Raw genomic sequence first — 23359 nt, forward strand, 5'->3', positions numbered from 1 at the left:
ATTACTATAATCATAAAAGGATAAAAGGTAAATTAAATGGCATGAGCCCAGTACAATACCGAACTCATGCCAAAGTTGCATAAATTTAATAACGTGTCTAACTTTTTGGGGTCACTTCATATTATGCTTAGTACCTTTTTACATATATCTAATTATTCAAATATTCCTTTCACAATTACTTGCCTATCCTTGACCATCTGTTGTCCTTTTGCAAATACATGTTCAATATTAAGAGTTTGTTCATTTAGAATAACAATGTCTGCATCACTACCTTCTTTTAACAAACCCTTCTGTGGATACGCACTAATTGCTTTAGCAACATTAGAGGTTACGATTTTTAAAGCATCAGCAAGGTCGATATTTTTCTTCGTAACTAAATGCTTAAAAACAGTGTATAGAGTGTCCACTTTACCTACATCTAACCCAATGATGTTGCTGTTTTCATTATATACAGGTAAGCTTCCATTTCCATCAGAGCTTATCGTAATGTTTTCGACCGGAACTTTATGATTTAAACATTCTACTACGGCATCACTCGGTATGATTTCGTCATTGTTATAAACCTCTGCGTATGTTGATATATCAATACGACCACCAACTTGTGCAAACTGAATAGCTTGTTCAAGTAGCGCCTTCGTTCTTGAAACATGTGTAGGCATGAATTGAGTAATAGGAATGTCAGTTTCTTCTACAATTCGTAATAACTGATCAAGTCGAGCGCCTCCACTTCCTACATGGATATGCACCATACCACTTTTGCCACTTAACATACCTGCTACTCTTGCTTCAGAAGCTAAACGAATTATTTCTTGATCCGCCATTTGTGAAGACCGATGATCTGCAAGCGCGACCTTCACACCAATTACTTTATCAATAAACATAATATCCTTCTTCACACTACCTGTAATCGTGACACTCGGTATTGTATATGAACCTGTATGAATAAATGTCGTTATTCCTTCATGTTCTAAACCATGAGCCTTAGCGAGGAGGGATTCAATATGCCTTGTTTCACCATCTGTTCCGAGCAATCCAACGACGGTAGTGATCCCATTTTTCACAAGATCAGATAACACCACCTCAGGTGTTCTACTATAAAAACCAAGTTCGCCACCACCACCTATTAGGTGAACATGTTGATCAATAAACCCTGGAACGACGATCTTGCCCATTGCATCAATGACTTCCACATCAAATAAATCATGTTCTGCAGAAATATCCTCAGCTATCTTCACGATTTTATCGTTAACCATTAATATGTCTGCTTTTCCGTGATAGTTAGGATTGTATATTTTACCATTCTTAATTAATATGTATGACATCTCTACTCTCCTATCTATTTTTCACCAATCATAACATAATTCATAATACAGTCTACAGCTCGTTTTCGATATAAATCTTTATTGTAAGTATTCATATATGATAAAATATGTTGTTAGTATATATATCTCATATTTTAATAAAGGATTTCCACTGGAACCCTGTTAATTATGAATAAGTGAAGGAGAATATGAATGGAAAAGACACTCATTTTCGGACACAAAAATCCAGATACAGATACAATCTGTTCTGCAATAGCTTATGCGGAATTAAAAACACAAATTGGAATAAACGCTGAGCCTGTACGCCTTGGTGAAGTTAACGGAGAAACACAATTTGCTTTAGACCATTTCCATATAGATGCACCACGTTTAGTTGAAACAGTTTCAAATGAAGTAAACAGTGTCATTTTAGTTGACCACAACGAGCGTCAGCAAAGTGTGGATGATATTGATAAAGTTCGTGTACTCGAAGTTATTGACCATCACCGTATTGCTAATTTTGAAACGAGTGACCCTTTGTATTATCGTGCTGAACCAGTTGGTTGTACAGCTACGATCTTAAACAAGTTATATAAAGAGCACGGTGTAACATTAAAAAAAGAAATTGCGGGATTAATGTTATCAGCGATCATTTCTGATTCATTATTATTCAAATCACCGACATGCACAGAAGAAGACGTAGCTGCTGCGCGTGAATTAGCAGAAATTGCAGAGGTGAACCTTGAAGAATACGGCTTAAACATGCTGAAGGCTGGTGCAGATTTAAGCGATAAGGCTCCTAGTGAGATGATATCTCTTGATGCAAAAGAATTCCAAATGGGTTCTGCTAAAGTTGAAATTGCACAAGTAAACACAGTAGATACAGCTGATGTTCTTACTCGCAAAAGCGACTTAGAGACTGCGATGTCAAATGTCATAAATGAAAAAGGATTAGATTTATTTTTATTCGTTGTAACTGACATTTTAACAAATGATTCAACTGCTATTGCACTAGGTGAATCTGCTAATGCTGTAGAAAAAGCATTCAATGTATCATTACAAGACAATACTGCTATTCTCAAAGGTGTTGTTTCACGTAAAAAGCAAGTTGTTCCACAATTAACTGAAGCATTATCTTAAGAAATGTGTAAGTAAAGTGCTGAAGGAATTTCACTTTCGTGAAATGTAAAGTGAACTATAAAGTAAGCACGCTCCAATACGTTTATACTTTTCAACCTATAAAAAGCTGTTTTTTGCACGTCACTTGTTGGCATGCTTAAAACAGCTTTTGTTCAATCTAACATTTACACAATATAGATTAAACTTCTACGACTTTTGATCTCATGAGTATATTTTGTTACTCAAATTAAATAAGTTTCCCTACATAGTTCATCTTCTCAACATCAACTGAATCAAATGATCCATCTAGTATCTTTCTAACATCACTTAACGTATCCTGAAGACTTACCGTCATTCCTTTCTGTCCACTATAAGACTCAGCAACATAGAATGGTTGAGTTAAATATGCCTCAAGTCGTTCTCCTCTCTTATACGTCTGTACTTCAGAGACTGGTAGGCTTTTTGCTCCTTTAATATTTACTATTGAACGCAATTCACGGTAGCGACGCAATAATTTTCTTGCACGTTGTTGAATCGTAAGATGGGTTTGGTCAATATGTGCTCCTTCAAGAACTGAGGATGTTGAAAAAATGGGGTTCACTGCTGGAAACTTACGCCTTGCTGCAAGGTCAGCGTCAAATTGCCATAATGTTTCTAAAGGACCATACGGTAAGTCTTCATCGACTGCCTCTCCCTTTAGATCAACAAGGAAAGTAGTTACTGATTCTACTCCTACATCGTGTAGTCGTTCTTGCAAACGATGTATTTCACCTGAAATAACATGAGAGCGGTCTGATACAAAAGTAATTTCTTTCGTTTTCCCTATGCTAACCATCTTTTCATAAGCATCATCGATTGAATTTATTACGAGATCCACAATCTTTTCTATATCATTTATTTCTGGGTGCTCGCCTTCTGGTTTTAACATAATTGAATAATAGCCTTCTTTTTTTAGTCGCTCGAGCATTTCAGCAATGACGACTAGCTGCCCCATTCCAGGACGGGCTACTAAACCGATAGTTCCTCCTTTCGTTAACGGTGCAAATAAATCTAATGCTTTTATTCCCGTTTCAACCATGTTAACCTTCTCCCCTCTTAATATTAATTCGTCTAAACTACATTCTGCCAATGATGCAAGTGCAACCAACGTACGAACTTCAGAACGCCCAACAGGAATTTTTCCGGTACATAAATTAGATACAGTAGCTGGCCGTAAACCTACAGATTTTGCAGCACTCGTTAAATTCGGAACTCTTCTACGCAATAAAGTAACATTTAGTCTTAAATTTTCCATAATAACACCTCCTTACTTTATATAGTAATATTTATTTCTTTTGAAAGCAACATTAAATTACTTTTAAGAGTAATTTATTTTTCGTTACAGTTGTATTTTCTATGACCTTCAACGCATAAGATTATTTGTCATTCACAAAAAAATTGAGCTGTGTAGCATACGAACCCTTTTACTACACAGCTCTTAGTTAGCTTAAACATTCCTGACACTTCAGACAAAATAATTAAAACTAGATGCATTTAAGCCCTTATTTACAACAGTCTACATAGATGAAGCTCGATGTTTTCCATACAGCTCCATCGCTGGATGTGAGCCCTTTGTTATGACATCTCTTAATATGTTTGCTAGCACTCCGCTATAAACCATTCCGTTATCACCATATGCATATATAAAATAACAGCTTGGGAATTCTTCATATTGTCCAATCATAGGTAATCCATCATGGGTGCCACCATAAAAAGCACCTAAATAATAATCTGGATTAACTGCTATGTTTGGGAACAATTTATTGAATTCCTCTACTAATTTCTTCTTTTTATGAATAATTTTCGAATCACGATCATTAGCATAGTGGGTATTCTCGTCCAAGCCTCCAATAATTATTCGACCGTCAGTTGTTGTCCGCATATAAATGTAAGGGCGAGCAGTTTCCCAAATCAGTGTTTTGTTATACCAGCCTGAAAAATCATCTACAGGATTAGTTACGATAGCATAGGAACTAGTTAAGTACCCATTTTTTTCTTTTTTAAATTCTAATCCTTCATAGCCAGCAGCAATAATCACATGTTTTGCTTTAATAGCATGCTTATTTGCTGTAAAAAAAGTTGTTGAACCGTTCTCTAACTTATGACCGTTAATTCTAGTTCGCTCAAATATTTGAACTCCTCTCTGTTGAGACTCCATTAGCAGACCATGCGTATATTTATAAGGATTAATTTCCCCATCATCATAAATATGCAAAGCCAATTTCTTAGCAAAAGGATACCGCTCACTAATCTGTCTTTCAGTTAATAGATCGACATGAAAGTGATGTTTATGAAGAAAGTGATATTCTTTGTTTAACTTTTCTACTCCTTCTTCATCACTAGCATAATAAAGGCTATCTCTACGGTTGAATTCCGGGTCTATTTTCATTTGCATTGCAGCTTTTTCGATGTCATTCATTGCTTCTTCACATAATTTTGTATGTAAAATAGCCGATTGTTCACCAAAACTATTGACTAGTTCGAATAACATTTTATCTCCCAAATATTGTATTAAAGCAGTGTTTACAGCTGTACTGCCTTGTCCAATTTGTCTTCTATCAACAACAGCTACTTTTAAACCAGTTTCACTGAGTAAATAAGCACATTGTGCACCAGAACTCCCTCCACCTATAATAAGAACATCACAATTGATGTCTTCTTCTAACACAGGATATGATGGAGGATTGTTATAAGTTGTCGGCCAATAAAATTTACCACTTTGCAAGTCCATAAAATAGCTCCTCATATATAGTTTCTTATGCTCTTTTCGTAGGCTTCTTTACTACAATTTTCATCGTTTTAAAAGAGAGAAGGTACCAAAAATGCTACTGAAAGGCCCATGGCATAAAAGTAATTTTGCAAACTAGATCAACACCAGAGGCTTATTGCGACTCTCATTGTTTTATTACTTGTTTAGGCTCTACGTTTATCCATCCGAAAACAGCTTAAGTAAAATACTCAATTTTTGCTTCTGGAAAAAATTGATCTACATAACTTTCCAATGTATCTTTAAGTTCTGCCTCTTCATCTTTTTGATAGATATATTTTCCGATTCCATACCTCCCCCATTTATACCTTCTATCTTCTTCCTCCATTTTGAGCTTTGATTTTGGATAGTTTTTTTCAATTACCCGTTTAGCTGGCTTCGTAAATCTATGTTGAATCATCTCAAAGGTAATATCATTTCTTTGTGTTTTTGGTAGCTGTTCATCTAGTTTGATGAATAAATTTCGATATCCCTCTTTCCACCCTTCATGCAAATAAATAGGAGCTACAATAAAACCTAATGGATACCCTGCTTCTACAACTTTTTTAGCTGCATCAATTCGATCTGATAATGGCGATGTACCTGGTTCAAAATTTTTTATGACATAATCTGCATTGATACTAAAGCGAAAGCGAGTTTTTCCGTTATGGTTAGCAGTTAACAAATGATCTACGTGGGAAAATTTTGTGACGAACCGTAATTTACCTAAGTCACTTTGTCCAAAATACTCTATTGTTCGTTTTAATGTATGTGTTAAGTGATCGATTCCTACAATATCCGAAGTACAAGAAGCTTCAAATCTTGTCTCCTCTGGTGAACGCTCATCCATATATTGATGAGCTTGATCAAGAATTTCTTCTACATTGACGTACGTTCTAATATAAGGTTTACTTCCCATCGTCGTTTGTAAATAACAATAATGACAATGTCCCATACATCCAGTAGCCAAAGGAAGTGCATATTCAGCAGAAGGCTTCGACGAATCAAATTTCAACGTTTTTCTAACACCTATCACTAACGTTGATTTAGCGTTACGATATTGTTGCAAGTGACCTTCACCTGGTATATTTCTTACTTGATTATGAGAGGTCGTTTTTCTTATTTCGATACCTAAATCGTTAAATTTATCTAAAAGCTCTTCACCCAGCTTGTAAGTTATAGCATTAGGTTCATAGTAGACAAGCTGTGGCATAAAGGGCTTTACCATATATTTCACTTCCTTATCGTAAATTCGAGAGTAAATCGAGGCTTACTGTTTAGTCTAGTTCGTAATCAAATATATTATTGAACGCTTTCTCTGCTTCTTCATATGTAGGATAAACTGCATCATCCTCGTCAATTAAATGAAAAGATTCATGAAGAAAAAGTGCAACATCATTTTTATTTTCTGGATGTGCTACTATTTCTGCTTGCTCAATATTTGCAACATTCGGGGTATGAGGGTTGCGATATATCACATACACCTGATCTCCTGCTTTAACATGTTTATTATCCATATAGTTAACCTCCTTTTAAACAATATCGTTTCCTCCCATGGTGAATCTATGTATGATGCTATAAACAAGCTTTTCTTACATTAGTCATATATTCTGTTGTGTATGTATTAAAAAAACCTTTAAAACAGCTATTGTTATTTATTTAAATTTATTGTAATATATAACATATTTAGTTTTTATCAGCCTTGATAAGGATATGAGCTACTTTTACGGTTTCCAGAGAGGGAAGAAAAGCTGAGATCTTCCTAACGCAGGAAAGTATCTTACCACCTTTGAGCTGTATTGGGGAATAAAGTATCCAATACCGTCTTTGCTACGTTACAGCATTTGAGCCATAAGTTTTTTTACTTATGGGAAGTTGGGTGGAACCACGGATTTAACGCATTCGTCCCTTGTTGAGGGATGAGTGCGTTTTTTATTTATAAAAATAAATTGCTTGCTATGATGAGGACAACAATTATTTTTACGGCTTCCAGAGAGGGAAGGATTTGCTGTGACCTTCCTAGCTTAGGAAAATAATTTACCACCTTTGAGCTATATCAGTGAACTTTAGTAGCTGGTACCGTCTTTGCTACGTTACAGCATTTGAGCCATAAGTTTCTTTCTTATGGGAAGTTGGGTGGAACCACGGATTTAACGCATTCGTCCCTTGTTGAGGGATGAGTGCGTTTTTTATTTACAAAAATAAATTGCTTGCTATGATGAGGACAACAATTATTTTTACGGCTTCCAGAGAGGGGAGGATTTGCTGTGACCTTCCTAGCTTAGGAAAATAATTTACCACCTTTGAGCTGTATTGGGGAATAAAGTATCCAATACCGTCTTTGCTACGTTACAGCATTTGAGCCATAAGTTTCTTTCTTATGGGAAGTTGGGTGGAACCACGGATTTAACGCATTCGTCCCTTGTTGAGGGATGAGTGCGTTTTTTATTTCTCCAAATTTTTCGCATATTGTTGTTTGTCGTAATAAGAAATAAACATTCAATAAGGATTAGTGATATCTTTTCGTCAATATAACTGCGTCTAATGTTCTTATTATGATCTACAAAACAACATGTACGAAAGGAGCTTATCTATTTCAAAGGAGTGTATATGATAATGAGTGAAAAATTTATTAAGATCCAATTACCAGACGGAAAAATCAAAAAGTATCCTCCAGGTATGACAGTGGCAAATGTAGCACAATCAATTAGTTCTAGTTTAAGAAAAAATGCAATTGTAGGGAAGGTCAATGGGCAACTAGTTGATTTAAGCTACAGGCTACAAGAGGATGCAAAATTCTCTATATTTACTATAGATTCCGAAGAAGGAATACATGTTTTAAGGCATTCAGCAACACATATATTGGCACAAGCCGTGAAAAGACTCTATGGCAATGTAAAGTTAGGCGTTGGTCCAGTGATAGAAAGTGGGTTTTACTATGATTTAAAACTTGAAAACAGTTTAACTTCCGAAAACTTACTAGCTATTGAAAAAGAAATTTCAAACATCATAAACGAGAATTTGGAGATTACGCGAATTGAAGTTTCTTATGAGGAAGCTGTACGGTTGTTTAAAGAACGAGGTGAGTCATTTAAGTTAGAAATATTAAAGGACATTCCTTCAGATGAAAATATAACTCTTTATCGACAAGGAGAGTTTATTGACTTATGTCGTGGTCCTCATCTCCCATCCACTGGTTTGATAAAAGCCTATAAATTATCTCATGTATCAGGTGCTTATTGGCGGAGCGATAGTCAAAATGAAGTTCTACAACGAGTGTATGGATTAGCATTTAAAAAGAAAAGAGATTTAGATGATTATCTACATTTCTTAGAAGAAGCTGCTAAACGCGATCACCGTAAAATTGGAAAACAATTGGAGTTATTTATGTTTTCAGAAGAAGCACCAGGCATGCCTTTTTATTTACCAAAAGGTCAACTAGTTAGAAATGAATTAGAGAATTTCTCTCGTGAACTTCAAAGCAATGAGAACTATGAAGAAGTTCGCACTCCGTATATGATGAATCAACAATTATGGGAGAAATCAGGTCATTGGGAGCATTACCATGAAAATATGTACTTCACTGAAGCTGAACATAAAAAATTTGCACTGAAGCCGATGAATTGTCCAGGTCATATGCTCATTTTTAAAAACAATTTATACTCTTATCGAGATTTACCTATACGTTTAGCAGAATTCGGCCAAGTTCATCGCCAAGAATATAGCGGTGCTTTAAATGGTATGTTTAGAGTCCAAACATTTTGTCAGGATGATGCCCACATCTTTGTTCGAGAAGATCAAATTGAAAGCGAAATTAAACATGCATTTTATTTAGTTGACCAAGTATATCGTACTTTTGGCTTTGACTATTCAGTAGAACTTTCGACTCGTCCTAAGAATTCATTAGGTGACGACAACCTTTGGGAGATTTCTGAAAATGCTTTACAAAATGTACTTGAAAGCCTTGAAATTAATTATTGTATAAACGAAGGTGATGGGGCATTTTATGGCCCAAAAATTGATTTTCATATAAAAGATGCGTTAAAAAGAAGCCATCAATGTGCAACAATCCAACTTGATTTTCAAATGCCTGAAAAGTTCGATTTAACATACATTAATGAGCATAATGAAAAGGTTCGACCCGTTGTTATTCATAGAGCTATTTACGGTTCCATTGATCGTTTCTTCGGCATTTTAATTGAACATTTCGCAGGAGCATTTCCTGTTTGGCTTGCTCCGATACAAGTACAAATTATTCCTGTATCACAAGTTCATCTAGATTATTGTTTGCGAATTCAGTCAGAATTGAAACAAATAGGTGTTAAGGTGAAGATTGATTCAAGCAATGAAAAGCTAGGTTATAAAATAAGGGCAGCACAGATGCAAAAAATCCCGTATATGGTTGTGTTAGGAGATAATGAAATGAAAGAAAACAAAGTAAATATTAGAAAATACGGTAGTAAAAAATCAGAAAGTGTTCCCTTCAAATCATTTAAAAAGAGTATTGTACAACAAATAAAAGAGCGTCGTATTATTGTATAAGAAAATGTCGATTCCTTCACTAATGGAATCGACTTGTTTTTTCTGTTAAAGCTTACTATGCGGCTTTAATCAACACTTCTCATGAATATAAGAACAATCAATATGTTTCTCTTTCAAATACCGTTGTTATTCCTTCTTTAATATTATTATCATCAACTAACCTGTTTTGGATTTGTTCTTCCCATATACTTTTATGAGTTAAACTTCTCAAATCTATCCCATACCATTGTTCAAGACTTGTACGTGAAACTTTATACCTTTCATCATCAAGTGTAAAATATAAACCTTCTAAATTATCAATGAGCGCAAAAGCAGCTGTCGCATTGTAAATAAAAGCTCTTTCAACATTTTCTTTGTTACTTATATTTATTTTTTCCTGATAGATAATTTCAAAAGTAAGTAACTCTGGATACGATTGATAAGTTCTTTGAAAATCGTTTAATGGTAAGTGATCAAAAAGCATACCGAGATTTGCAGCATTTCCCATGTATTGATTTTTATAACTTAGAATACGGTCAAAGTCATGTGTTAATGGGTCTTGTTGTTCTATGGCATATTGTTTTTCATTCGCATTTATTTTTGGCAATACGATCACATTGACAACTCCATACAACCCTAACCCTGAAATTAATAACAATATAATTAATTTGCTTCTAAAATTCATTTCAGCCACCTACTTCATATTTTTGAATAAGCTTTACGGCTTTACTGAAAAGTAAAGGGATAATAATTGAAATGACCGGTAATACAAGGCTGATAACTAAAATCATAAATTGGTATGGTCCATTAATATCAATAGATCTCCCAATCCAAATATCACTTCCAAACTGCATGCCAATTGTACTTATTGAGCAAACAACTATAAATAATATCCATATATTCCAAACAATTTTTTTATATAAAAATGCTGATTTTAAATTGAATCTTGATACTTTATTAATGAAAGCCTCATCTTTCATACTACTGAATAGTAAGAACAATATCCCGATGATGAACAAGGAAATGAGCAAAACAGTCGACAGTAGCTTACCCATTCCAACAATGCTCATAGGTATCGTGACGATCCAAGAGATAATGACATACAACAAACCGTACTGGAGCATTTCAGTTTTATATTTATTTGTAAAAACATCCTTGTGATCTCCAATTAACATTTGGATACTGTCAATATTTTGTGTTGCAAGTTTAACTGCTTGATGATAAGCTATACCATCGTTAGTAAGATCTGTTACTTTTGCTTCTAGATTACTTAATATTTCATCCTTCAATTCTCTAATTTGTGCACTTTCCACATACCCTTTAAATAAGCGGTTTACATGCTTTTCTAAATCATTCACCTTGACGCCTCCTTTCACTCAATTAATTGATCAATTAGCGTTTTTGCAGTTTTCCAAGAACTAAGGTTCTTTTGATAAGTTTCTGTTCCCAATGATGTTATCTTATAATACTTCCTTCTCCCCCCTTGGCTTTCATTTCCCCAATAAGATTGAATTAGCTTCTGTGATTCCAGTCTTTTCAAACTTGTATATAACGAAGTTTCCTTCAATTCGTATGTTCCATTACTTTTCTTTGCAATTGCTTTTATTATTTCGTAACCATAATTATCGTGTTCCAACAGTACGCAAAGAATAATCGTATCAATATTTCCACGAATTAACTCTCGACTAATGCTTATCTCACTCATTGCACTCACCTCGCAATTACAACATATTACTATGTATGACGTAGTACTTTATTATAAGTAATAATAATACACTTTCTATAAATTGTAAATAGATTCCAATAAAAAAAATACCACACGTTTATGTATGGTATGTCATATTACTTAGCTTGCTGTATTTTGTTGTCACTTATTTCTTTAATCTTTACAGTACAGCAGTTCGATTCAGCTTTATCATTTTTTATCAATTTATTTATTAAACGTAACATCGACTTCACCTCCTTACTCGGATATTCCTACCTTAATGATTAGATCATATAGAAAATAAAGCCTGAAATGGTTGACATAATGACTACAGATAGAACAAACGTGGTAACTAGCTCTTTTTTGAAGATTGTTTTTAATAAAATGACTTCTGGTAAGCTGGCTCCTGCTGAACTGATCATCATTGCCATTACTGGACCTAACGCCATCCCTTTCATTATTAATATTTGAGAAATCGGAATCATGCTAGAAAGCCTTATATATAACGGTATACCAACGATAGCTGCAATAGGAATTAACCACCAGTGCTCATTTCCAAATGCACTAGAAATCCATTCTGTAGGTACAAGACCATGTATAACTGCACCAATTGCAGCACCAATAATAAGGTATGGGTATACATTTTTCATGAGATCAATGGTTTCCTTGATTGCTAGTTTAAAGTTAAATTTTTTCTGTTGTTCCTCATACCCAGACATCACAACATTTTTGACATACTTTTCAAAACCTAGTGCCTCAAGAATAAATCCAATAATAATTGAGATCATTGTTGTGACGATTGTATAAATAATCGTTACCTTCCAACCTAGAATAACTCCCATCATCGTTAAAATAGTCGGGTCAAGAACAGGTGAAGCAAATAAGAAGATCATTACGATCCCAAAAGGTAATTTCTTCTTTAACATATTAACTACAATTGGAATTGTCGAGCATGAACAAAACGGTGTTATAAATGCAAATATGACTGCCGAAAAAGCTGCGATTATTTTATTTTTTCCTATTAACTTTTTCTCAATTTTTTCGTATGGAATGAAGCCTTGTAATAAACTAATGACAAACGAAATTACGACAAATAAAACTGTTAATTCTAATGCAATGTACAAAAAGCTATGTAATGTATTAATCCACATTTTCTTCCTCCTAATAATTGGTTTATATATGAATATAAATCAAAAAAAGTTGATATATTAATCAAAAAAAATTGATTAATATCCTAAAAAAAATTACGATTTTGGCCTAAATAAGCAACATAGTTCCTCAGAAAGCAAATGGTTGACTTCGTCCATATTTAGCTCGTAGTAGCTCCATGTTCCTCTCGTTTCTCTTGTTAAAATATTTGCATCATATAATATTTTCAGATGATATGATAATTTAGATTGAGTCATATTTACTAATGGGGCTAAATCACATACACACATACCCCCTTTTTGAGTTAAAATATTCATTATTTGTAACCTTTTTTTGTCCGCAAGTGCTTTAAACTTCATTTCATAAGTTTCAAATGTTCGTTCTGCTGATATATCATTTAATGGAATAATGTTTTCCACCTTATCACTCCTTTTTATATATTGTTCTAAGTATACTGCTAGCACCTTTTCTTCTATATGACGATGATAAGCGTTGTCTTTCTGTTCGTAAACTTTGTTGCTTTTTTTCACTTGTATTTAAGTATCTACTTAATATAATTGTTATAGTCTTTAGTGAAGAAAAGATGCATCCGAAAATTAGTTTTATTTATGCTAAGCTCTTATTACGAAAAGCAACAATTAATCTGAAAACAGCCATCTATAAACAAAAAATTTACTAAGACTTCTTAAAACAATTTTTTTTGATATAACCATCATATATGGCATGTTATTAAATGTCAATGATTAAATCAATTTTTTTTGATGTATTTATTTATTTTTGAAATAATACTTTCATAATACACCTGCTCATGTGGCACAAATTCGGCTTTGCTCACAATTTGATCTATAGTCAATCTTCTCCCATTCTCATCAATTTCAAATCCAACTATGTTTAAATGTGTTCTATCTCCTAACCACAGTTCACTGAATTGCTTAAAATCGGCTTTCACAATTCCTGATACTTCTTCCTTTTGTAGCTTGAAGTTTTCCATATTACTTTTATAATCGAATAGAAAAACATTGGCTATTTCCTTATCGACTAATTGTTCATGAATCACACAATATTTGAAGATTCCTAATGAAACAAGTTCTTCCATCATTACTTCAATACCAAGCTCTTCATGAACTTCTCTCACTCCATCGCTCATCGTTTCATGAGCTAATATATGTCCAGCAGCTGTAATGTCTAAAAGGTTAGGATAATCCTTTTTAATTGCACTCCGTTTTTGAAAATAAATATAATCTTTTCCAGCATCTTTACTAATAAACCAGCAATGAAATGTTTCGTGCCAATAACCAAATTTATGTACTTCTTCTCTAGTGGCTACACCACATTCATGTTGGGACTCGTCAAAGACCTTAATTAATTCCTTTTCCATATTAAACTCCCGCTTATGTATATAGTTTTTGAGTTGACTCAGATGAACTTCCTACTACTTTTTTCGAATGCAAATTAACTTTCAGCCATTTATATAGCTATAATTCTATTAATTTCGTTTCCTACCTAAATTCACTTGGATCTGTTAATTTAACGAGGGTTTTCCCAATCTTCTAACAACCCCCATGTGACTACAGGATCCCCATTTAATGATTTCATTGACCCTACATATACGTTCTTTGATAGTTTTGCAGTTTTTTCATAATGCTTAGCAATTTCTTTAGTTGTCGCTGAGACATTAATGTTAGAAATTTCATTAAAATTTGTCCAACATAATGACCCTTCATCGCTTTCGATTAACTTAGAGTCTTTAGACACATTGCCAAAAAACACATATTGTATCCTTATTTCTTTAGTTTCACTCAATCGATGAACAATGTATCGCAAAGTTAAGTTATCTATGCAACTACTAGATAGACCTGTTTCTTCTTCTATCTCCCTTAGACAGGCCGATTTAGGATCACATAATTCTTCCCCTTCAATATGGCCACCAATTGGCACTAACAAGCCTGCTAGAAATGTGTCTTTTGGTTTTTTTTGAAGAAATAACACTTGTTGCTCCTCATTGATTAGAAAAGCCACTGCCATTTGCCGTAGTTTCAAATGCTCACCCTTCTCTATTTAAAAGGTCATTCTCGTATTGAATGTTCGTACTAAAGTTAAATATGTATATAACTAATGCTTGCGACATCTTTTCTTCTTTAAAATCAACCTCTATGGGATGAAATCTCCATTTTGCGTCAATATGTAAGGCTGTTTCGCATTGATTGTTGTTTTTCATTAAGCACATATACATCTAGCATTCGTGGCATCTTTGCTACTTTTACAATGGTTGAGCTCTTATAAAACTCATCATACAGTCCATTATTAATAAAATTAGCAACAAAGTTTACGAAAAGAGCTATTGTAATAAAAAATAACTACACAGCTTAATTCTTCATTTGTGGGGAATCAGGGTTCATTTGCATAAATTCAATTGCATTACCATCGGGATCTTTAACCCAACATTGATAGTTCAAATCTAACCCTTGCAAAGGCTCTACATCTAATTTTAAGCCATTTTTCTTTAAATGATTTGCAATTTCATGGATGTCAGTAACTTCTAAACATAAATGAGCATAACCAATTGTACTTCCATCTACTTCATTCGTTTTTTTACCACCATAAAATAACTCAATAAACTGCCCTTCTCTTATTTTCAAATAAACAATCCAAGGTTCATCATCACTATTCTTTAATTCAAATAACTTTTGAAACCCCAAAATATCACAGTAAAAATGGAGCGATTTTTCCATATTCTTAACAGTATAAGCGGTGTGACCTATCCCTTTAATCAAATTAATGCCCCCTTAAAATTATTAATATATTTAAATAGTACGATACCATACAATAGGTCTTCAACTATTTATCGACTACTAATTTAAAGTATGTAAATATTGTTTAGGGAAGAAATAATCATTAAAGAGATGATACTAAGTTACTTTTAACTTCTTGACCCTCACGTAAGGTGATGGCGTATCTTTGAATTATCATTAGTCAAAGGAGGAAGTAACATGGAATATTATCCAATGCCATTATTCGTCAAGCTTTCAGTAAAAAACATGGATGATTCTCTGAAATGGTACAACGAGGTTGTCAACTTTAACTCAATATTCGAGCTACCAGATAAGGAGGGTAACACAATTATGGCTCATATTCGTGGTGAAAAGTATCAAGATATTTTGTTGCTGAAGGATAATAGCCAAGATAAGTGTAGTAAACAAGGGATCGTTGTAAACCTATCAGTAGAGGATGTTCATCAATTTTTCGAAAGAGCTTTAGCAGCGAATACTAAAGTAATTGAAGGTCCCATTGACCAACCATGGAATGCACGTGAACTCATTTTAAAAGATCCAAATGGCTACACGATCACACTTTCTATGCAAATAAACAATGACAAATCAATGGATGAAATAACAAGGGGTCTGTCCCATCAACGTTAACACGTCAAAGCAAAAAGGGGGGCTGACCCCCTTTGTTATTTAATGTCAACGTTGTGATAAACTTGTTGAACATCTTCTAAGTCTTCTAATACATCTATTAACTTCTCGAATTGCACCTGTGCATCTTGTGGAAGTTCTACCTCGTTTTGTGCGAGCATTGTAATTTCAGCTACTGAAAATTCAGTGATACCTGCATTTGTACAAGCTTCTTGTATTGTATGAAATTGATCAGGTTCTCCATAAATGATAACAGCGTTATCTTCTTCTAATATGTCACGAACATCTAAATCAGCTTCCATTAGTAGTTCGAGTACCTCATCAGCTGTTTTACCTTCTAAACCAATAACAGCTGTTGCATCAAACATATATGCAACTGACCCACTGACACCCATATTACCACCATTTTTACCGAAGGCAGCTCGTACATCTGATGCAGTGCGGTTTACGTTATTCGTTAATGCATCTACAATGACCATAGATCCATTTGGTCCGAATCCTTCATAACGAAGTTCATCATAGTTTTCATCAGAACCACCTTTAGCTTTTTCAATGGCACGTTCAATAATGGCTTTCGGCACATTGTAAGTTTTTGCACGCTCTAGAACAAATTTTAAAGTTTGGTTTGCTTCAGGATCTGGTTCACCCTGCTTGGCAGCCACATAAATTTCTCGACCAAACTTAGCATAGATACGACTCGTATTCGCATCCTTTGATGCTTTTTTCTCTTTAATATTGTTCCATTTACGACCCATTTCTTTTCACTCTCTTTCATGTTTGAATCTATACAATATAACTAATGAAGTTCTTTAAATGATAGCAGTCAATAATTTTACACAGACATTCTTACCACTTAAATTAGTTTTAATTATTTGCAGTAACATCCAATTTAGCACGTATATTGATTATAGCATAATTAAGTAAGTGATTTTTGATTACATATTGAAGAATTATTGGCATTGCTCAATACTAAATTAGATTAAATTAGCTGTGAAAAAGCCTGCTGAATCAAAATTGATTTCAGCAGACTATATCATTAGTAAGAAACATTTCATAGTTCCTTTATTGCATCAAATGTATCGATACTATAATCGTATTGAGTAACTTCACCAAACCCATACTTAGCAAATACAAACGGTATTCCCGCAAACTTCGCTGCTGTTCGGTCACCTTCAGTATCACCTACATAAATCGGGTCTACTAATTGATTTCTGTTGATGACCAGCTTGATGTTTTCACCTTTTGATAGCCCAGTTCTTCCAGGATTCTCATAATCAATAAAATACTTATCTAGCTTATGATATTTGTAAAATGCTTCAATATAACCGTCTTGACAATTACTAACGATAAACAATTTGTAAGTTTGAGATAACTCACTAAGGACTTCTTCCACACGGTTATATAGTACCCCACCGTGATTTGCTAAGTGGTTACATTCAACTTGACAGCATTCTGCTAATATTCGTTGTTGCAAACTTGCCCCAAGATGAGGGAATAGCTTTTCCCCAATTTCCTTCGATTGCAAGCCCATCGTGCCAGTTAAATCGTCTACTGTTATACTGTAATTAACTTCATCATATCTGGCTAATACATCATTCCAACAAGTTAAAATCTCACGACTAGAATCCCAAAGTGTACCGTCCAAATCAAAAATAATGCTATCCATATAATGCCCTCCAACACAAAGGGACAAGAATTATAGAGGACTGCTCTCGTCCCCTTGCAAGTTAATTTTTTTGTCGATTACACACATACGATTGTCCAAAAAGTCACCTCTTTGTTTTCGTATATGATTACGGTTGTAGTCGAAGCAACCGGGAGGCATCCGCCGAAAAATCGATAAACCTCCTCCTCGTCAACTAGAGCAACTTACCTTACCTAGTTCAGGCGCTTTTTCACCAATCATTCTACCCTACCCTTCTATTTAAAATATAATTATTATTCTACAATACTTTCGTTTATGATACAATGCACAAATTGAAATTTTATTAAATTTATGAAATAATTACCATCAAGTATTATTAAAAGGAGCTAATGATAATTCTTACAATTTTTCTAAACCCTTTCGACCATTAGACATCTTTTATTCGAGATCCACCTTCTTACTTAAGCAATCTAATGAAAGTCATTCTTGCTTAATTGAGGAGGAATAACATGAATAAACATATAAAGATTTTACTATTAGGAAGAGTTATAACAAATTTTGCAGATAGTTTTTGTATGATCGCTACTATATGGGGTATGTGAAGACTATATCGAATTCACCAATGTTAATAGGGGCTACTAGTGCCATTGCCACCCTGCCAATAACTATACAGTTTCTTTACCGACCAGTTATTGATCGTCTATCAAAAAAGAAAATTCTTTGTATCGCTATATTAGGGCAAGGTAGTTTTATGTTTTGTTAGCCTTTTTACAATATTTTATTTATCTAATCTTATTTAGAAGGACATAATTACAAAAAACCCTTGGTTAAACACAATGAGGCTTAGGCGTTTTCTATAAGTATCATTATCAACTAATAACAGGTAACTGCTTTTTCTCCGCCCAATCGAGAATAAAAGCTTTTTGACGTGGGTTTAAGTTTGGGGGCAGTTCTTCTTTCAAAAAGAATCTATGCTCCCGACTTTCACTATCCATTTGCTTTAATTCTCCTTTATAACAGCTCGTTTTAAAGATGATTTGCACGCTAAAAACTTGATCACCATTAGGATATTTAACGAAACATGCTTCACCTGAATATATACCGAATAAATCTAATTTCTCTACTTGTAAGCCGGTTTCTTCAAACGTTTCTCTTTTAGCTGTTTGTTCAAACGACTCTCCTATTTCCATAACCCCACCAGGGATACACCAATTATCCTCATCATTTCGATGCTGTAATAAAATTCTTTCTCCATCTTCGATAATCACTCCACAGCCAACGGTAAAAAGAGTTTGGTGACCGATGAGCTTTCTCATATCCATAATATAATTCATCTGCGATACCTTTCCTTTGTGTTGTATGCATAATTGTTGTTACTTCATAAAATTTTTAAAATGTTATTTTCCTTAAAGAGCTTCTTTTTTCAAATACTCCTTTATAATGGGGTAATCAGGTGGACTTATATTTTCCGGGAGTTCATTAAGATGAAAAAATTGTAGCTCAGCTACTTCACTTACACCCTTCTTACACACACCATCATATGAAGTACATATAAAAACTGAAACTACATTATACACCTCGTCACCATTTGGATATTTATAATAATATTCTTCACCTGAAAAAACATTAAAAAGCTTAAGAGACTTTGCTGTTAACCCTGTTTCTTCAAACAGCTCACGTCTTGCCACTTCTTCTAGCGTTTCTCCCATCTCTGAAGAGCCTCCTGGCAACCCCCAACATCGATTATCTTTGCGCAATTGTAATAATACTCTATTATTTTTATCAAAAAGAATGACACATGCACCTACCATAATTAGGGGACGATTACCTACTAACTTTCTTAAATCCATGATATAGCCCATATTTTTTCTCCTCTAACACTATGTTTATTTGCTAAATTTTAGTAATTATATCATATTTTTATATTAGATTTAATAACAAAGAGGTTGTTTTCTTATTATATGAGCTAACCTTCTTTATAACACTGACATTCCTTTGAAGCTCCCATACAAATAAATTGTTTTCGCATTGGTTGTTGTTTTTCGTATTAAGAAATAAATACGCATACCAACTTGTATTCATGGCATCTTTAACTCTCTATAGCAGACGAAAGGCGCATATCATCTCATTTTACTATTCTAATAAAGTTAGTAAGAAGATTCTTACTAAAATAAAAACACATGAAAATTCGTTACATCTCATGTGTTTTCTTACAAGTATGCTATTGCCACGGTTTTTCTACTATCTTTTAACCTTTGCTTTCAATCCATATTTTTCAAACTCTTCGTGAATCATCTCTTCTTCTAATTGAAGAAGAAGTTCAGAAATATCAAATTCATTGATTTGTGGTATATCGACAATAATTTCAGCTAACTTCTTACTTAAAAAAGCCATTTCCTTGCCTGCAATTAATTTTTTCTTATATCGGTTGAAGGACTTATCTAAATCATCAATTTGTTCATATAGTTTATCTATGCCTTCATACATTTTCACTAAAGGAAGTGCTGCTTTTTCACCAACACCAGTGACGCCGGGAATGTTATCGCTTTTGTCCCCTAATAATGCCTTCACATCAACCCATTGATTTGGAGATATTTCGTATTCATTATGAAAGTCTTGTAATCTGTAAATGGTATCACCTTTAGATTTAATTGCAATAACTTGTGAAATATTTGGATCTAATAACTGCAATAAGTCACGATCATTACTGTATATATAACACTGCTTTTGATGCTCGCGACTCCATTTTGTTGCTAAAGCCCCTATTACATCATCTGCTTCATAGCGATCTACAGAAATTTGAGAAATCCCAATTTTTTCAAGTATTATTTTTGACGTTTCGAATTGCTGAATCAAAGGGTCCGGTAGTTCGCCTCTTGTCGCTTTATAATCTTCAAACATTTCACGCCTAATAACTTCATCACGCTTTACATCCCATACGATTGCTACATGTGTCGCTCGTAGGTCTTCAATTAACGCAAAGATTTTATTAAACTTGACTCGTAACGCGTTAATGTATAACCCTTGGCTATTTTTTGCAAGCTGATCCTCATCCCTACCATAAGAAGTTGCAAAATAACACCTACTTAATATATTGAACCCATCTATTAAAAGTAAACTATGATTTTCCATTTTATCGTCATACACCCTTTCAATAACAGCACTTACTTCCTATCATTTTATCATAACGATGTTGGATATAACTTGCTAAGATGTTGGAAAATCCGGAGACCTATTAACTGAACCATTACGTATCAGACGAAGAATTCACCTTGAATGGATAAAAAATCTTTCGGCATTGGTATGACAAAACATAGAGTCCCCCTCCATGCTCCATACAACCAAGCCTAATCATCTATCACTGTTATTTCTGCATTTTGCTAATACCATTAAGATATGTGCTTACGATATAATGCAGGCTATCATCAAGGCTCAGATTCAATCCAAACCCAGCATGCTGCTCTAATGAAGAAAATCCATGTAAGATGCTCCTTAGACCTCTAACGGTATGAAGTGCGGCTTCATCCTCTAATCGAAAAGTTTGCAGGACAGCTAACACAAGGTTAACGATGTTACGGCTTGCCTTTTGTGCTGCTTCATCAGATGCATCAGGTGCCATTAATGTCGCTTCATATAATCCACAGTTCGAACGAGCAAAGTTCACGTAGGCTTTCGCTAATGAATGTACAGCATCTTCCCCTGCGATCCCTATTACAGCACTGGTCAGTTCATTATGAAGTTTCTCAAGTCCATAAATGGCTAGCTGTTTCCTTAATCCAGGTAATCCATCAATATGGTTATATAATGATGGAGGACGAATGTTCAGCTTTTTTGCTAATACAGCTAAAGTTACTGCTTCAAGCCCTTGTTCATTTGCAATCTCTGCTGCAGTTTGTAATATTGTTTGTAAATCTAAACCTGTTCTAGGTGACATGCTCATACTCCTTTGTCAATTGAATTAACCGATCTTTCTTTCAGCTTCTCGAATAGCATGATTCATTGCTGAGGATGGATTGTTTAGTAGGTTTCCATGACCAACTGCTAGTAAGGCTGGTTTATACTTCATTAGCTTCTTTGCACTTTGAAGTGCTTGTTCTTTGTTCCATGTTGCCATTGCTGGGAAGGGGAACGAAACTCTTAATTGTCCAGCAACAGCTATTCCTCCCTTTATTTGAAATGTATCTCCAGCAATTAATGTGTTTGTACGTATATCTAAGAAGGTTAGGGAACCTGGGGTATGCCCAGGAGTCGAAATTGTTAGTAATGAACCAATTGCATCTCCCTCATTAAGTAGCACATCTGGTTTTGTTTGAATACCTTTAGGAACTCCACCTCGAATAGGAGTGTTTGGTTCATCAGCTTGTAAAGATTTGTCTCCAGCTAATAGTTTAGCATCACGACTTGAGATATAAACCTTTGCATTTGGGAGTTTATTTTTCAAGTTATCTAAACCACCAACATGGTCATCATGGGCATGGGTTAAACATATTTTTGTAATCGGTTTACCAATTGATTCAGCAGTACGCAAAATCTCCTTGGCACTGTAGGGCAAGGCTGCATCAATTAATGTCAATTCATCATCTTCCTCGACAAGATAGCTATTCACAGGCAATAAACGGGGTAAAAACGTCAACTGATACAAATATTTTTCTTGCTTTTTCCTCATTTCATTCTCACCTCATAATCATAAACTAATAACGTTAGTTTTATATTAACTAATGGTATTAGTTTTGTCAAACATTATATTTAATAAGGCAGTTTTAGAAATAAACCTAACATAACTTGTTGGCTCCTTTTCTTCTGTACAATAATGACTAACAATATAAAAATATTTTTTGTTACTAAATTGATATAGCAACAAATTTTAAGAAAAGAGCCTTTAGTAAAATAATATGTAAAATGAGCAATATTAGCTATAATCTCCAGTCATTTGAGCAATATATCCGACATAAAGAAAATAATTTTAAAAAAGGTAAGACTCCACATATCCAGTGAGTCTTACCTTTTTTAAAGAGCTTCATATAACTTTATTCGCTAAAAAAATCTCCCTGATCTTTTCAACATTATTTGCAATGTAAGTAGGTTTAACATTACTCAGTTCTTCAAATGAGCCGTAACCATATGTAACGCCTACGGAATCAATTCCCGTATTATTCGCGCCGATTATATCATGCTTACGGTCACCAATCATAATAAAATCATTCAGCTCATTTTCGTTGTACTCATCTAAAACGTGTTGAATAATTTCTGTTTTTGATGCCCTTGATCCATCAAGATTGCTACCAACTACTAGGTCGAAAAACTGTTCAATATGGAAGTAGTTGAGTATTTTTTCTGCAAAAACTGTCGGCTTTGAGGTTGCTACAACTAACTTATAATTTTGTTCCCTAAGTTGACTTAACAGGAGAGGAATATTTGGATATAGGACATTCTCAAACATCCCCTTATCCTTGAACCTCTCTCTATATAATTCAATTGCTCGTTCAATTTTCTCCTCATCAAAATGATAATAATCTGCAAAAGAAACTTGTAAAGGTGGACCAATAAAGCATTCAAGCTTATCGAGATCATCCTCAACAATATCCATGTTCTTCAATGCATATTGAACTGATTTGGTTATGCCTATTTTAGGATCTGAAAGTGTTCCATCTAAATCAAAAAGAATTACTTTGTAATTACCCATGTTCAAGTCCTTTCTTAACACATTGTATTTGTTCT

At 34.1% G+C, this 23359-nt stretch carries 26 protein-coding genes and 3 other annotated features; of the genes, 4 read left to right on the top strand and 22 right to left on the bottom strand.

Annotated features, from left to right (window positions below; genetic code table 11):
* Positions 1–83: IS3 family transposase (locus ACSVDA_RS14900; protein WP_485884303.1), on the top strand; the 83-nt coding region annotated here is incomplete at its 5' end.
* Between the two features lie 69 nt (positions 84–152).
* On the opposite strand, the gene iadA is transcribed toward ACSVDA_RS14900, so the two are convergent.
* Positions 153–1322: a beta-aspartyl-peptidase gene (iadA, locus tag ACSVDA_RS14905; RefSeq protein WP_485884225.1), complete on the bottom strand. Its 1170-nt coding sequence runs from the start codon at positions 1320–1322 to the stop codon at positions 153–155.
* A gap of 192 nt (positions 1323–1514) precedes the next feature.
* On the opposite strand from iadA, the gene ACSVDA_RS14910 reads away from it, so the two are divergent.
* Positions 1515–2441, top strand: coding sequence for a manganese-dependent inorganic pyrophosphatase (locus ACSVDA_RS14910; RefSeq protein ID WP_485884226.1), 927 nt, complete (start codon positions 1515–1517; stop codon positions 2439–2441).
* Between the two features lie 226 nt (positions 2442–2667).
* Here the strand turns inward: ACSVDA_RS14910 and ACSVDA_RS14915 are convergent, their stop codons facing one another.
* The 4 genes from ACSVDA_RS14915 to ACSVDA_RS14930 all read right to left on the bottom strand — a co-directional run bounded on the left by ACSVDA_RS14915 (position 2668) and on the right by ACSVDA_RS14930 (position 6722).
* Positions 2668–3714 (bottom strand): ATP synthase beta subunit C-terminal domain-containing protein, encoded by a 1047-nt coding sequence (locus ACSVDA_RS14915; protein WP_485884227.1) that lies wholly within the window; start codon positions 3712–3714, stop codon positions 2668–2670.
* Between the two features lie 261 nt (positions 3715–3975).
* Positions 3976–5190: an NAD(P)/FAD-dependent oxidoreductase gene (locus tag ACSVDA_RS14920; RefSeq protein ID WP_485884228.1), complete on the bottom strand. Its 1215-nt coding sequence runs from the start codon at positions 5188–5190 to the stop codon at positions 3976–3978.
* A gap of 214 nt (positions 5191–5404) precedes the next feature.
* Positions 5405–6433, bottom strand: coding sequence for a spore photoproduct lyase (splB, locus tag ACSVDA_RS14925; RefSeq protein ID WP_485884229.1), 1029 nt, complete (start codon positions 6431–6433; stop codon positions 5405–5407).
* A gap of 49 nt (positions 6434–6482) precedes the next feature.
* Entirely contained in the window at positions 6483–6722 is a 240-nt protein-coding gene (locus tag ACSVDA_RS14930) for a transcriptional regulator SplA domain-containing protein (protein ID WP_485884230.1), read from the bottom strand.
* Between the two features lie 176 nt (positions 6723–6898).
* Positions 6899–7118 (top strand) — a binding site (T-box leader).
* A 36-nt stretch (positions 7119–7154) separates the two neighbouring features.
* Positions 7155–7375 (top strand) — a binding site (T-box leader).
* Between the two features lie 36 nt (positions 7376–7411).
* Positions 7412–7631: a binding site (T-box leader), on the top strand.
* A gap of 190 nt (positions 7632–7821) precedes the next feature.
* Between ACSVDA_RS14930 and thrS the strand changes: the two genes are divergently transcribed.
* Positions 7822–9747 carry a threonine--tRNA ligase gene (gene thrS / locus ACSVDA_RS14935; protein WP_485884231.1) on the top strand — a complete coding sequence of 642 codons (1926 nt, stop codon included), beginning with the start codon at positions 7822–7824 and terminating at the stop codon, positions 9745–9747.
* 97 nt (positions 9748–9844) lie between these two features.
* On the opposite strand, the gene ACSVDA_RS14940 is transcribed toward thrS, so the two are convergent.
* From ACSVDA_RS14940 to ACSVDA_RS14980, 9 genes are all read right to left on the bottom strand, one after another.
* Entirely contained in the window at positions 9845–10411 is a 567-nt protein-coding gene (locus ACSVDA_RS14940; protein WP_485884232.1) for a DUF4825 domain-containing protein, read from the bottom strand.
* 1 nt (position 10412) lies between these two features.
* Positions 10413–11084, bottom strand: a complete 672-nt coding sequence (locus tag ACSVDA_RS14945) for a permease prefix domain 1-containing protein (RefSeq protein ID WP_485884233.1) — start codon at positions 11082–11084, stop codon at positions 10413–10415.
* A 14-nt stretch (positions 11085–11098) separates the two neighbouring features.
* On the bottom strand, positions 11099–11431 hold the full coding sequence (locus ACSVDA_RS14950; protein WP_485884234.1) for a PadR family transcriptional regulator: 333 nt from the start codon (positions 11429–11431) through the stop codon (positions 11099–11101).
* A 284-nt stretch (positions 11432–11715) separates the two neighbouring features.
* The gene (locus ACSVDA_RS14955; RefSeq protein ID WP_485884235.1) at positions 11716–12582 is read right to left on the bottom strand and encodes a permease; all 867 of its coding nucleotides are present in this window, start codon (positions 12580–12582) and stop codon (positions 11716–11718) included.
* A 93-nt stretch (positions 12583–12675) separates the two neighbouring features.
* Positions 12676–12939: an ArsR/SmtB family transcription factor gene (locus ACSVDA_RS14960; protein ID WP_320210698.1), complete on the bottom strand. Its 264-nt coding sequence runs from the start codon at positions 12937–12939 to the stop codon at positions 12676–12678.
* Between the two features lie 389 nt (positions 12940–13328).
* Positions 13329–13958, bottom strand: a complete 630-nt coding sequence (locus ACSVDA_RS14965) for an NUDIX hydrolase (protein ID WP_485884236.1) — start codon at positions 13956–13958, stop codon at positions 13329–13331.
* Between the two features lie 149 nt (positions 13959–14107).
* Complete coding sequence (locus ACSVDA_RS14970) at positions 14108–14620, bottom strand: NUDIX domain-containing protein (RefSeq protein ID WP_485884237.1); 513 nt, start codon at positions 14618–14620, stop codon at positions 14108–14110.
* Between the two features lie 4 nt (positions 14621–14624).
* The gene (locus tag ACSVDA_RS14975; RefSeq protein WP_485884238.1) at positions 14625–14807 is read right to left on the bottom strand and encodes a hypothetical protein; all 183 of its coding nucleotides are present in this window, start codon (positions 14805–14807) and stop codon (positions 14625–14627) included.
* Between the two features lie 139 nt (positions 14808–14946).
* Positions 14947–15354 (bottom strand): VOC family protein, encoded by a 408-nt coding sequence (locus ACSVDA_RS14980; protein ID WP_485884239.1) that lies wholly within the window; start codon positions 15352–15354, stop codon positions 14947–14949.
* Positions 15355–15570: 216 nt separating this feature from the next.
* On the opposite strand from ACSVDA_RS14980, the gene ACSVDA_RS14985 reads away from it, so the two are divergent.
* Entirely contained in the window at positions 15571–15999 is a 429-nt protein-coding gene (locus ACSVDA_RS14985; protein WP_485884240.1) for a VOC family protein, read from the top strand.
* Between the two features lie 35 nt (positions 16000–16034).
* Here the strand turns inward: ACSVDA_RS14985 and ACSVDA_RS14990 are convergent, their stop codons facing one another.
* The 8 genes from ACSVDA_RS14990 to ACSVDA_RS15025 form a co-directional block, all read right to left on the bottom strand.
* Positions 16035–16751, bottom strand: a complete 717-nt coding sequence (locus ACSVDA_RS14990) for a YebC/PmpR family DNA-binding transcriptional regulator (protein WP_214484193.1) — start codon at positions 16749–16751, stop codon at positions 16035–16037.
* 296 nt (positions 16752–17047) lie between these two features.
* Positions 17048–17662 (bottom strand): HAD family hydrolase, encoded by a 615-nt coding sequence (locus ACSVDA_RS14995; RefSeq protein WP_485884241.1) that lies wholly within the window; start codon positions 17660–17662, stop codon positions 17048–17050.
* Between the two features lie 848 nt (positions 17663–18510).
* Positions 18511–18963, bottom strand: coding sequence for an NUDIX hydrolase (locus ACSVDA_RS15000; RefSeq protein WP_485884242.1), 453 nt, complete (start codon positions 18961–18963; stop codon positions 18511–18513).
* A gap of 84 nt (positions 18964–19047) precedes the next feature.
* Positions 19048–19503 (bottom strand): NUDIX hydrolase, encoded by a 456-nt coding sequence (locus ACSVDA_RS15005; RefSeq protein ID WP_485884243.1) that lies wholly within the window; start codon positions 19501–19503, stop codon positions 19048–19050.
* A 379-nt stretch (positions 19504–19882) separates the two neighbouring features.
* On the bottom strand, positions 19883–20773 hold the full coding sequence (locus ACSVDA_RS15010) for a 5'-3' exonuclease (RefSeq protein WP_485884244.1): 891 nt from the start codon (positions 20771–20773) through the stop codon (positions 19883–19885).
* A gap of 232 nt (positions 20774–21005) precedes the next feature.
* Positions 21006–21575 carry a TetR/AcrR family transcriptional regulator gene (locus ACSVDA_RS15015; RefSeq protein WP_485884245.1) on the bottom strand — a complete coding sequence of 190 codons (570 nt, stop codon included), beginning with the start codon at positions 21573–21575 and terminating at the stop codon, positions 21006–21008.
* 24 nt (positions 21576–21599) lie between these two features.
* Positions 21600–22307, bottom strand: coding sequence for an MBL fold metallo-hydrolase (locus ACSVDA_RS15020; protein ID WP_485884246.1), 708 nt, complete (start codon positions 22305–22307; stop codon positions 21600–21602).
* 351 nt (positions 22308–22658) lie between these two features.
* Positions 22659–23324 (bottom strand): HAD family hydrolase, encoded by a 666-nt coding sequence (locus ACSVDA_RS15025; protein WP_485884247.1) that lies wholly within the window; start codon positions 23322–23324, stop codon positions 22659–22661.
* Positions 23325–23359: the final 35 nt, after the last annotated feature.

The sequence above is a fragment of the Cytobacillus sp. Hm23 genome, from assembly GCF_051842895.1.
In the GTDB taxonomy this organism is placed as follows: domain Bacteria; phylum Bacillota; class Bacilli; order Bacillales; family SM2101; genus Nanhaiella.